The organism is Gilliamella sp. CG16 (assembly GCF_046635785.1).
Classification (GTDB): Bacteria; Pseudomonadota; Gammaproteobacteria; order Enterobacterales; family Orbaceae; genus Gilliamella; species Gilliamella apicola_I.
In genome coordinates this window covers 1-12,728 of the sequence record NZ_JBIDFL010000007.1, presented here as the reverse complement: position 1 = coordinate 12,728, position 12,728 = coordinate 1, and the positions used below count along the sequence as shown (strand labels likewise).

Here is a 12,728-nt window from a genome sequence, read left to right as displayed (position 1 = left end):
ATTTTTTTATTCTTAATTGAACTAAACTTATTCAATTAAAATTAACTTTTTTCAACTTGACTAAAATCAAGCTCAACAGGTGTTGAACGCCCAAAAATTGAAACTGAAACTTTCAGGCGACTTTTTTCATAATCGACTTCTTCAACCACACCATTAAAGTCTGCAAATGGACCATCATTAACACGTACCAATTCGCCTGGCTCAAACAACGTTTTAGGACGAGGTTTATCACCAACTTGTTGTAAACGATTCATAATAGCATCAACTTCACGTTGGCTTATTGGGGCTGGTCTGTCAGAAGTACCGCCAATAAATCCCATGGTTCTTGGTACACTTTTAACTAAGTGCCAAGTTGCATCATTCATCATCATTTCAACTAAAACATAACCGGGAAAGAATTTACGCTCACTTTTACGACGTTGACCACTTTTCATTTCAACAACTTCTTCGGTAGGCACAAGCACTTCACCAAAAGAATCTTCCATATTATGTAACTTGATATATTCACGTAGTGATTGTGCAACACGTGCTTCATAGCCAGAATAAGCTTGAATAACATACCATCGTTTTTGTTGTATTTCACTCATATTAACGTCCTATTGATGTTAAATAAAAGACGACCCAACGGAATAAAGTATCCATTCCCCAAAGGGCTAAACCAACGACTACTGTAACAGCCACAACGAGCATAGTTGTCTGTGTAGCGTCTTTACGAGAAGGCCATACCACCTTTCTTAACTCTTTTCTTGAATCCTGTAAAAATGCAAGAAATGACTTACCTTTAGTGGTTGTAAGAGCAATAAATAAAGTGAAAAGTGAAATTACACTAACCGTAATAATGCGGACGATTGTATTAGGTTGATATATATCATTTGCTTGAGCAAAATAGGAATTTCCCCAAACAATAATTGCAATCAATACTAAAACTAAACCCCATTTGAGTTTATCTAGAACCGAGTTTGTAGCTTGACTTTCGTTACTTACTTGCATATAAAACCTATGAGTATGTTATTTATAATAATATCTATTTTCCAAAATGCTCTTTTTAAAATAAAAACATTTTGCTAAACAGACCAGATAAGAAAGGGCATCGCATGATACCCTTTCAACAGTTATTAAATATAAATTATTTAATAACCTTAGCAACAACACCCGCACCAACTGTACGACCACCTTCACGAATCGCAAAACGTAAACCTTCTGCCATCGCGATTGGGTGAATTAATGATACTGACATTTTGATGTTATCGCCTGGCATTACCATTTCTACGCCTTCCGGTAATTCGATTGTACCAGTCACGTCAGTTGTACGGAAGTAGAACTGTGGACGGTAACCTTTGAAGAATGGAGTGTGACGACCACCTTCATCTTTACTTAAGATATACACTTCTGATTCGAAATCAGTATGTGGGGTGATTGAACCTGGTTTTGCTAATACTTGACCACGTTCGATTTCTTCACGTTTAGTACCACGAAGTAATACACCTACGTTTTCACCAGCACGACCTTCGTCTAGTAATTTACGGAACATTTCAACACCAGTACAAGTTGTTTTTGCTGTTGGTTTGATACCAACGATTTCAACATCTTCACCAACTTTGATAATACCGCTTTCTACACGACCTGTTACCACTGTACCACGACCTGAAATTGAGAACACGTCTTCAATTGGTAATAGGAATGGTTTATCGATGTCACGTTGTGGCTCTGGGATATAAGTGTCTAATGCTTCCGCTAATTCAACAATTTTGTCTTCCCATGCTGCATCGCCTTCTAACGCTTTTAACGCTGAACCACGAATAACTGGTGTATCATCACCCGGGAAGTCGTATTGAGATAGAAGTTCACGTACTTCCATTTCAACTAATTCTAATAACTCTTCATCATCAACCATATCACATTTGTTTAAGAATACGATGATGTAAGGAACACCTACTTGACGACCTAAAAGGATGTGCTCACGAGTTTGTGGCATAGGACCATCAGTTGCTGCTACTACTAAAATAGCACCGTCCATTTGCGCTGCACCGGTGATCATGTTTTTAACATAGTCAGCATGGCCTGGGCAGTCTACGTGTGCGTAGTGACGAGTTGGTGTGTCGTATTCAACGTGTGAAGTATTGATGGTAATACCACGTGCTTTTTCTTCCGGTGCGTTATCGATTTGATCGAATGCACGAGCTTGTCCGCCGTATTTTTTAGCAAGAACAGAAGTAATTGCAGCAGTTAAAGTTGTTTTACCATGGTCAACGTGGCCGATTGTACCAACGTTAACGTGGGGTTTTGTACGTTCAAATTTTTCTTTAGACATTTATTGTCCCTCAAATGTAATACAAATCGGTGGTGAATCACCACATTAACCAAGTATTATATTTTATATCAACATAATACTAACTTAAAATTAGCTCTGAATGATAACAGATAAAGCCGTCCAGTGACAAGCTTTTAAGCAGTCAAATTCGATATTTTTAGAAGTTTAGGAAAGTAACAAGAATGGTGCTGATAGGCAGATTTGAACTGCCGACCTCACCCTTACCAAGGGTGCGCTCTACCAACTGAGCTATATCAGCAATTGGAGCGGGCAGCGGGAATCGAACCCGCATCATCAGCTTGGAAGGCTGAGGTAATAGCCATTATACGATGCCCGCATGTTCAAACTCGGCTACCTAAATGCTTCAATTAGCTATTGCTAATATTAGATATATGGTGGTGGGGGAAGGATTCGAACCTTCGAAGTGTGACACGGCAGATTTACAGTCTGCTCCCTTTGGCCGCTCGGGAACCCCACCCCGAATCTTTTTAAATTTGTCTACTTAGGAAAATGGTGCCGGCTGCCGGAATCGAACTGGCGACCTACTGATTACAAGTCAGTTGCTCTACCTACTGAGCTAAGCCGGCCTAAGTGCTGCGCATTATGGACTAGAACATTTAAGCTTGCAAGCAAAAAAAACAAATTTTATTTTGTTTGCTTAAAAAAAAATCAAAAACATAAAAAAACCCCGAAATATAGACAATTTCAGGGTTTTATTTAATCAAAAATAATTTTTTAGATTATTTCTTTTTTACCGCTTTTTTCTTAGTAGTAGAAGCTACACCTTTAGCCGCTGTATGCACAGCAACATCTTCACTGATATCTCCGTTATCTTGATATGGACGACCATAATAGGTATCAAGCAAGATTTGTTTTAGTTCAGCAATTAAAGGATAACGAGGATTTGCGCCAGTACATTGGTCATCAAATGCATCTACAGCAAGTTGGTCAACTTGTGCTAAGAACGTTTTTTCATCCACACCAAACTCTTTTATAGAGAATGGTATTTCAAGATCTTTTCTAAGTTGATCTAACCAACCAATTAATTTCTCAACTTTCTTCTCATCTTTATCCGCAGCAGCCGTTAAACCTAAATGATCAGCAATTTCAGCGTATCGACGAATGGCTTGAGGATAACCATATTGACTAAATGTACCTTGTTTAGTTGGCTTATCTGTTGCATTAAAACGGACAACATTGCTGATGAGCATTGCATTAGCCACACCATGTGGGATATGGAAAGCTGCACCAATTTTATGCGCCATTGAGTGACAAATACCTAAAAATGCTTGAGCAAAAGCAACACCTGCTAATGTCGCTGCACTGTGTACTTTTTCTCGAGCGATAGGATTTTTAGCCCCTTCTTTATAGCTTGCCGGTAAATAGGACTTAAGCATACTTAAAGCTTGTAATGCTTGACCGTCAGAAAACTCTGTTGCCATTACTGACACATAAGCTTCTAAAGCATGAGTTACCGCATCGTAACCACCAGCAGCACAAAGTGAACGTGGCATATTCATCACTAAGTTAGCATCTACAATTGCCATATGAGGCGTAACAGCATAATCGGCTAACGGATATTTTTGTCCGGTTGCATCATCCGTCACAACTGCGAATGGCGTCACTTCAGAACCGGTTCCTGATGTTGTGGTAACACAGATCAATTTTGCTTTTTTGCCCATATTCGGGAAATGACAAGCACGTTTACGAATATCCATAAAACGTAATGCTAATTCATCGAATTTAGTTTCTGGGTGTTCATAAAGAACCCACATGATTTTTGCAGCATCCATTGGTGAACCACCGCCTAAAGCAATAACCGTATCAGGCTGGAATGCTCTCATTGATTCAGTCCCTTTACGAACAACACTTAAGGTTGGATCAACTTCAACATCAAAGAATGTTTCACAAAGAACACCTTGTGACTCTAATTGATCGGTGATTTGTTTTGAATAACCATTATTAAATAGGAATTTATCAGTGACTAAAAAGACTCGTTTTGCGCCTTGCTCAACGACTTCATTTAAAGCAATAGGCAGTGAGCCACGTTTAAAATAGATAGAACTTGGTAATTTGTGCCATAACATGTTTTCTGCTCTCTTAGCGATTGTTTTCTTGTTAAGTAAGTGTTTCGGTCCAACATTTTCAGATACCGAGTTACCTCCCCAAGAACCACAACCTAATGTTAGTGACGGCGCTAAATCAAAATTATATAAATCGCCAATACCACCATGCGCAGCAGGTTGGTTAATCAAAATACGGCAAGTTTTCATTTTTTTGCCAAAATAATCGATACGTTCACGATTGCTATCTTGATCGGTGTAAAGAACAGAAGTATGACCCATACCACCCATTTCAACTAATTTTTCAGCCTTTTCTACTGCTTCAGTAAAATCTTTAGCTTTAAACATAGCTAATGTCGGTGAAAGTTTTTCATGCGCAAACGGTTCAGATAGATCAACTTTGCTCACTTCACCTACTAGTACTTTTGAACCTGCTGGTACTTTAAAACCTGCTAATTCAGCAATTTTGGTCGCTGGTTGACCAACGATATTAGCATTTAAAGCACCCTTGTCATTTAGAATGATACCTTGAACGGCTTTAGTCTCTTTAGCATTTAAAACGTATGCACCGTATTGTGTTAACAAGCGACGTACTTCGTCATAAACAGAATCAACCACGACGATAGCCTGTTCAGAGGCACAAATCATACCATTATCAAACGTTTTAGACATCAGAACGGAAGCCACTGCTCGTTTTAAATCGGCTGTTTCGTCAATGATGACAGGCGTATTACCTGCGCCAACACCTAATGCTGGTTTACCTGAACTATAAGCTGCTTTCACCATACCTGGGCCACCGGTTGCTAAAATTGCAGCGACATCATCATGATGCATTAAAGCATTTGATAATTCGATAGAGGGCTCATCAATCCAACCAATAATATCTTTTGGTGCACCAGCTTTGATTGCTGCATTTAGAACAATTCTGGCTGCTTCAATAGTTGATTTTTTTGCTCTAGGATGAGGAGAGAAGACGATTGCGTTACGGGTTTTAAGACTGATAAGGGATTTGAAAATAGCGGTGGAAGTTGGATTGGTCGTTGGTACTATTCCACATATGATCCCTAAAGGTTCGGCTAGCGTAATAGTTCCAAAGGGTTCATTTTCTGCCACTACGCCACAAGTTTTGTCATGACGATATTTGTTTAGAATATATTCTGCAGCAAATAAGTTTTTAATCACTTTATCTTCTACAATCCCCATACCCGATTCAGCAACAGCTTGTTGGGCTAGTGGAATTCTCGCAGCTGCAGCAGCTTTTGCAGCCTCCGTGAAAATTTTATCCACTTGTTCTTGAGTATAAGTTGAATAAGTTTCCTGTGCTTTTTTTACACGGGCCATTAACTCATTTAACTCATTCATATTAGTTACTGCCATAGATTACTCCTTGAAATTAAAAAATAAATCTGAATCGTTTGGCGTCTTCCTTGAATCTTTTTAATGCCTATGCATAATAACAAAACGAAATTGCCGTTATCGTAAATCAGTTTTTTACTTTATACAATAAGATCTTGCAGAAAAATAAATGTTATTGAAATGGGTAAGTGAGATTCATCCTAATAGATAGGAAAAAATTAATTTTTGAGATTTTTAGATAAAAAAAACTATTTTACTTAGGTAAAATAGCTTTTTTTAAATATGCTAAATTTTTTTGAAGAAATAAAAAGTTCACTTAAATTTTTGATAATTTGTCCAGTACATAACTAACAGCAACAAATCCAAAACTTGCCGTAACAGTCGTCACTGCGCCAAAACCTGATTCACAATCCATTTTTTTAGTGCCATGCGCTTCACTTTTAGTAAAACAAATTTGACCATTTTGCGCCGGATATGTCAGTTGTTCTGTTGAGTAAACACAAGGTATCGAATATTTACCTTTACTATCTTTATTCAATTTATAATCGTTCTTTAATCTTTCTCGTAATTTAGCTGCCAAAGGGTCTTGAATGGTTTTAGCCAAATCAGCAATTTTAATCTGTGTTGGATCTTTTTGGCCACCAGCACCACCAATAGTAATGACTTTCAATTTTTGTCGCTTACAATAATTAAGCACTGCCGCTTTATCGCGCACACTATCAATAGCATCAATGATATAATCATAACGAGGCAAGTTTTGAGCACCTAAATAATCTGAAACATTATCAATATTTATAAAGTCATCAATTTGATTAACAATACATTCAGGATTTATTTGTAATATTCGCTCAGCCATGACGGCGGTTTTAGCTTTACCTATATTTGTGGTTAAAGCATGAATCTGGCGATTGGTATTAGTCACACAGACATCATCCATATCAATCAAAGTAATTTGCCCGATACCACTGCGAGCAAGGGATTCAGCTACCCAAGAACCAACACCACCAATCCCTATTACACAAATATGTGCACGAGCAAAACACGACAATGCGGATTGACCATACAACCGAGCAATGCCACTAAAACGTTGAAAATAACTATCAGAAAATGTGTTATGCATAATTACCACTGATTTATCGAAATGTTAAAATACTAGCAGTGCATAAAGATTAACGCAACTAACGCTACTATTCTTGTCATTGAGGTTATCGGTATTAGACTCATAAATTAACTATTTACGTCCTAATTTTAATATCTCTTGTACCATTTGTTTAGTATGGGTTTGCATATATTTTACTAAATGGTCATTTTTTTCATTGAGTAAAATGAGATAAAAACGATTACGAGCCAAATGCGTTGATTCATCATAAGTACTGACGATTAAATAACCTATACTATTTTTTTCATCCGTTCCTACGGCATAAGAAACGTTACCTTCTTGAGTGACTTTCGGATCAGATGAACGCATTGCGATTTGCAATTTAAAGAGTTTTTGAGCATCTTGAGCATTGGCAACGATATCATCCATAATGATGAAATAATCTTCATAATAGGTTGCTGATTTAGGATCTTGCATGTACATAATTGCACGCTTATCATTAGGATTACCTGAACCACTATCGCGACTTTGATTATATATATAATAGGTTTTATTGTGGAAATCTAATTTTTTAGGTAAATCATAAGCGGGTAATTTTTGATTAATTACCGTTAACATCGGACCATAGTTGCCAGGTTGATAATTACTTTCTAAAATCCCACAACCAAACAATAATATTGAGATAAAACTGACTATAACTTTTTTCATTTTTGTTTCCTTTTATTTTTTATCAATTAATTTTAGATAAGTCAGAAAAATGAGACTAATTAATTCATTACCAAATAGTATCCGTGTGATTGCTCATTATAGGGATAACCGTAAAATGAAGGACAAAAAAATCACATTTTGGATTATCAGGTAGAAATCAATAGACAAAAAGTCATGTGATACCTTGTCTTTTTTGATATACAAGGCATCACAAAATAATCGCTTAGTTTTTGAAGGAGTGAATCGGAGCAGGAATACGTCCACCACGATTAATAAAATCAAATGAGCTATATTTATTTACTGGCATCACAGGCGCATGACCCAATAACCCACCAAATTCAATATTATCACCCACTGTTAAACCAACCGCAGGAATGATGCGAACGGCAGTGGTCTTATGATTGATGACGCCGATTGCTGCTTCATCTGCAATAATAGCAGATATTGTTTCAGCTGGTGTATCACCCGGAATAGCAATCATATCAAGCCCGACCGAACAAACACAGGTCATTGCTTCTAATTTTTCTAAATTGAGTGCCCCCTTATTTACCGCATCAATCATCCCAGCATCTTCTGACACAGGAATAAATGCCCCACTTAAACCACCCACATGACCACATGCCATGACCCCACCTTTTTTGACAGCATCATTAAGCATCGCCAACGCAGCCGTTGTACCATGGGTTCCAACCACTTCCAGTCCCATTTCTTCTAAAATATGGGCAACTGAATCACCTATTGCAGGCGTTGGCGCTAAAGATAAATCAACAATACCAAATTTAACGCCTAAACGCTCCGAAGCCTCTTTACCAACAAGTTGTCCCATACGCGTAATTTTAAAAGCCGTTTTTTTGATTGTTTCTGCAACCACATCAAAAGGTTGACCTTTTACTTTTTCGAGCGCTCGCTTAACCACCCCTGGTCCACTGACACCCACATTAATGACACAATCTGCTTCGCCTACACCATGAAAAGCCCCAGCCATAAACGGATTATCCTCAACAGCATTAGCAAACACAACTAATTTTGCACAAGCCATACTGCTATTATTCGCCGTTAATGCGGCCGCCTCTTTAATAATATACCCCATCTGTTTTACAGCATCCATGTTGATACCGGTTTGTGTAGAACCTACATTAACCGATGAACAAACACGTTCTGTTTGGGCAAGAGCTTGTGGGATGGATTTAATCAAAATTTCATCACCTTTATGGTAACCTTTCTGCACTAACGCCGAAAATCCACCAATAAAGTTCACCCCCACCGCTTTAGCAGCTTGATCAAGTGTTTTTGCGAACGCGACATAATCACTATCATTACTTGCTCCTGCAATTAAGGATATTGGTGTAACAGAGATACGTTTATTAATAATTGGAATACCAAATTCAGACGTAATTTGATCACCAACTTTTACTAAATTTTTGGCTAATTTAGTAATTTTGTCATAGATTTTTTGACGGGCTTTTTCACCATCGCTATCAATACAATCAAGCAAAGAAATACCCATGGTTATTGTGCGAATATCAAGCTTTTCTTCCTCAATCATTTTAATCGTTTCGAGGATCTGTTTGGTTTCCATTAGTACTATCCTTCAGTAAAAATTATTGAATAAAATTTAAAGACGATGCATTGCATCAAATATCTCTTCGCGTTGAATATTGACTTTAACTTTAAGATTTTCGCCTGTTTGCGTTAAAGTATTTTTAACATCATCAAATGAAACATCGATTTTGGATAAATCGAGTAACATAATCATCGTGAAATATTCACCCATGATAGTTTGAGATACATCTAAAATATTAATATTCAATTCATATAATTTTTGACTTATACCAGCAATAATTCCGGTCTGGTCTTTTCCTATGACAGTTAAAATGGTTTTCATCACATACTCCGCACAAATTTTGGACAATCAAAAGATATTTACTTGGTTGATTATAATAACATCTTCAAAAATTATCGAAATAGGAGTAGATTGTTTTTTTGTTAAAAATAAAAAAACACTAAAATAATTAAAAAGGGCAACATTATGAAAAATTTCCAAAAATCAAATAAATTGGATCATGTCTGTTACGACATCCGTGGACCAATTCTTGAGCACGCAAAGCGTCTTGAAGAAGAAGGTCAAACTATACTTAAACTCAATATTGGAAATCCTGCCCCTTTTGGTTTTGCCGCACCTGATGAATTATTAGTTGATGTCATCCGTAATTTGCCTTCTTCACAAGGATATTCCGATTCAAAAGGACTTTACTCTGCACGTAAAGCTATTATGCAACACTATCAAGCCAGAGGAATAACCAGTTTAGATGTCGAAGACATTTTTATCGGCAATGGTGTTTCTGAACTTATCGTACAATCGATGCAAGCATTGCTCAATAGCGGTGATGAAATCTTAGTTCCTATGCCAGATTATCCATTATGGACAGCTGCAATTAGTTTATCTGGTGGTAGTGCTGTTCATTACCTTTGCGATGAAGATGCTAATTGGTCACCCGATTTAGAGGATATTAAACGAAAGATCACCCCTAAAACCAAAGGAATTGTGATCATTAATCCTAATAATCCAACCGGTGCCGTTTATAGTAAACAGCTTCTACTTGATATTGCCGAAATTGCGCGTCAAAACAACCTTATTATTTTTGCTGACGAAATTTACGACAAAATTTTATATGATGATGCTGTTCATCATTCAATAGCCGCTTTAGCGCCCGATCTATTTGTCGTAACCATGAGCGGACTATCTAAAACTTATCGTGTTGCAGGTTTTAGGCAAGGATGGATGGCACTTTGTGGTCCTAAACAACATGTAAAAGGATATATTGAGGGACTAAATATGTTGGCGTCAATGCGATTATGCGCCAATGTCCCATTGCAACATGCCATTCAAGGTGCACTTGGCGGTTATCAAAGTATTAATGAATTTATTGTTCCTGGTGGTCGTTTATATGATCAATGTATGCTTGCATGGCGTATGTTAAATGATATCCCAGGGGTAAGTTGTACTAAACCACAAGGCGCATTGTACTTATTTCCTAAACTTGATCAGCAAAAATTTAATATTCACAATGATCAGAAATTGGTTTTAGATTTTCTATTGCAAGAAAAAGTTCTTTTAGTACAAGGCAGTGGTTTCAACTGGCATAAACCCGATCATGTCAGAATTGTTGCACTTCCACATACAGGTGAATTACAAGACGCTATCGAACGTTTTGCCAAATTTTTATCAAATTATCAACAATAAAACGAATCAACTCCCAATTTTAGTTGGGAGTTTTCTATCTGCAATGCTTCGTAAAATTTTTTGATTTCATTCAACGAAGATAATAAACACTTTCAGTGTTATGCTTAAATTCATCAATACTGCTCTATTTATGCTAACTAATTAATATGACAATGTTAATTTATTAACCGGCATTCAATTTTAATTATATTTCTACAACTCTACTCATTTTCAGTGCTCTAACACTAAAATCTATTTATATAAAATAATAATTTAGGATGCTTAATATAAAAAACCCCCGATAAACGGGGGAAAGAGCTGAAAGGATAGGAATAAACAGACCTACTTGTCTATCTTTATGTTTAATGGGAATTACTGATTTACCTCCGTAACACCAAAATCAACTTTACTTGGTAACCCCGGTGATACTCTTACCACTTTTGGATTACGTCCGTTTACTTTGTATTCCTTCGGTAAGCTTCGTGGGTCTAGTTTGATAACGAAGTTTGCACCTCGTTCCCAACGGCCTCCCGATACACCAACTATATGGTAACGTCCATGCGTATCGGTTGTGATAATTTCGCCACGGGTGGTCACTAATTTCACGCCGCCCAGACCATCTTCACCTTCATCCTGTATGCCATTACCGTTTCGGTCGATAAACACTTTTCCGAAGATTAACGCATTGTCAAACAGTGGATCGGCTGTCACCGTTACCGTCGCTTCCGCTATATTCGACGACACTTTACCCGTCAAGGCGTTTAGTGCCATCGCCGTATTGGTATACTCGCCTTGGGTAACGCCCGAGCCCACAACTAACATATAGCTGATCACCACTTCACTGTTAGCCGTTAAATCCAGAGAATCATACATCACCGCTTTAGTGCCTTTGGGATCCGCCACTTTTTTGCCATTTAAACGCGATGAACCTTTCACGAACTTAAATCCTGACGGTAAAATATCTTTTACTTTAATGCGTGATTTGTGTGACGAATTGTTAATCACCTTGATGGTATAAGGGACAATATCACCCACCACGACATTATCCTTCAGTGCCGTTTTTATTACGGTTACATTCGCATTATGTACTCGATAACCCAATATAATATCGTTACTTGTTGCACTAAAGGTGATACTGCCATCATTTAACTTAATCGGCACTGTTTGCATACCACCTGTGCCATTATAAACAATCGATGCTGGCGGTGTAGCAATATCAATTAAGTCATGTTTGACCACTTTACCATTACTATCAGTATATTGTTCAAAATATGGCACTTTTTCATATAATGGATTGCTATTATCTGAGCCAACCACGCCGTCGTGATATTCACCAAACAGTAAACGGATACTATATTTTGAATCATCAACCACATTCGGATCTATCACCAGATTACGGAATATAAATTTACCATCACTGCGTGTCATAAACGACAGTGGTTTACCATCTTTGTTCATCATATGTTTCTGATTATTGTTTAACAGATAAACCTCTGCACCCGATAATCCGGTTAATTCTGACAGACTGACCAGACCTTTACCTTCACGATCTTCTACCAGTTTACCCTCAATAATACCACCATGGATATAACCAAAGTCCTGATCGGTTAGGTTACCTGTGATATCAATGATTGCCTGATTGATTGTCTTCGGTAAGGTTAAGTAACCTTTGCTGTCATGGTGCGCATCATCCGGGTCAAAGCTTGCTCGTAACGTGCTTGGTACTCCTTCCACTTCAATTTGCCATTTGCCCGGGATCATGCCGCTTAGTTCATAAACTGTCTCACCGGCTGCAATCGTTTGTGTTAACTGTAATGCCGGATTGTTGATATTACTCAATTTCACCGTTAAGTCCGCATTAACACTGCTGTCCGTGGAGGCGTTGTATACCCCGTTATCATCACTGTCTAAGTAAATTTTACCTTTAATACTGGTGCTACCTTTCCACGCAAAGCTTACCCCTGTCGC

The 12,728-nt window shown here is 37.6% G+C and carries 9 protein-coding genes, 4 tRNA genes and 1 pseudogene; 1 reads left to right on the top strand and 13 read right to left on the bottom strand.

The window, feature by feature from the left end:
* Positions 1 to 41: 41 nt before the first annotated feature.
* The 12 genes from nusG to ACGH47_RS07900 form a co-directional block, all read right to left on the bottom strand.
* Positions 42 to 587: a transcription termination/antitermination protein NusG gene (gene nusG, locus ACGH47_RS07955; protein ID WP_065559722.1), complete on the bottom strand. Its 546-nt coding sequence runs from the start codon at positions 585 to 587 to the stop codon at positions 42 to 44.
* A gap of 1 nt (position 588) precedes the next feature.
* The gene (gene secE, locus ACGH47_RS07950) at positions 589 to 990 is read right to left on the bottom strand and encodes a preprotein translocase subunit SecE (protein ID WP_065559723.1); all 402 of its coding nucleotides are present in this window, start codon (positions 988 to 990) and stop codon (positions 589 to 591) included.
* Positions 991 to 1,126: 136 nt separating this feature from the next.
* Positions 1,127 to 2,311 carry an elongation factor Tu gene (gene tuf, locus ACGH47_RS07945; protein ID WP_065558713.1) on the bottom strand — a complete coding sequence of 395 codons (1,185 nt, stop codon included), beginning with the start codon at positions 2,309 to 2,311 and terminating at the stop codon, positions 1,127 to 1,129.
* Positions 2,312 to 2,494: 183 nt separating this feature from the next.
* Positions 2,495 to 2,570: transfer RNA gene (locus ACGH47_RS07940), tRNA-Thr, on the bottom strand.
* 3 nt (positions 2,571 to 2,573) lie between these two features.
* Positions 2,574 to 2,648 (bottom strand) — tRNA-Gly (locus ACGH47_RS07935).
* Positions 2,649 to 2,704: 56 nt separating this feature from the next.
* Positions 2,705 to 2,789 (bottom strand) — tRNA-Tyr (locus ACGH47_RS07930).
* Between the two features lie 33 nt (positions 2,790 to 2,822).
* Positions 2,823 to 2,898: transfer RNA gene (locus ACGH47_RS07925), tRNA-Thr, on the bottom strand.
* Positions 2,899 to 3,051: 153 nt separating this feature from the next.
* Positions 3,052 to 5,751 (bottom strand): bifunctional acetaldehyde-CoA/alcohol dehydrogenase, encoded by a 2,700-nt coding sequence (gene adhE, locus ACGH47_RS07920; RefSeq protein WP_411623154.1) that lies wholly within the window; start codon positions 5,749 to 5,751, stop codon positions 3,052 to 3,054.
* 295 nt (positions 5,752 to 6,046) lie between these two features.
* Positions 6,047 to 6,850, bottom strand: coding sequence for a tRNA cyclic N6-threonylcarbamoyladenosine(37) synthase TcdA (gene tcdA / locus ACGH47_RS07915; protein ID WP_411597298.1), 804 nt, complete (start codon positions 6,848 to 6,850; stop codon positions 6,047 to 6,049).
* 111 nt (positions 6,851 to 6,961) lie between these two features.
* Positions 6,962 to 7,537: a hypothetical protein gene (locus ACGH47_RS07910; protein WP_411623153.1), complete on the bottom strand. Its 576-nt coding sequence runs from the start codon at positions 7,535 to 7,537 to the stop codon at positions 6,962 to 6,964.
* A gap of 223 nt (positions 7,538 to 7,760) precedes the next feature.
* Entirely contained in the window at positions 7,761 to 9,116 is a 1,356-nt protein-coding gene (locus ACGH47_RS07905; protein ID WP_411623152.1) for a PFL family protein, read from the bottom strand.
* A 36-nt stretch (positions 9,117 to 9,152) separates the two neighbouring features.
* Positions 9,153 to 9,422: an ACT domain-containing protein gene (locus ACGH47_RS07900; RefSeq protein ID WP_065558707.1), complete on the bottom strand. Its 270-nt coding sequence runs from the start codon at positions 9,420 to 9,422 to the stop codon at positions 9,153 to 9,155.
* Positions 9,423 to 9,566: 144 nt separating this feature from the next.
* Between ACGH47_RS07900 and ACGH47_RS07895 the strand changes: the two genes are divergently transcribed.
* Positions 9,567 to 10,781: a pyridoxal phosphate-dependent aminotransferase gene (locus ACGH47_RS07895; RefSeq protein ID WP_411597301.1), complete on the top strand. Its 1,215-nt coding sequence runs from the start codon at positions 9,567 to 9,569 to the stop codon at positions 10,779 to 10,781.
* Between the two features lie 351 nt (positions 10,782 to 11,132).
* Here the strand turns inward: ACGH47_RS07895 and ACGH47_RS07890 are convergent.
* Positions 11,133 to 12,728, bottom strand: a pseudogene (locus ACGH47_RS07890) (hypothetical protein); the annotation flags it as partial.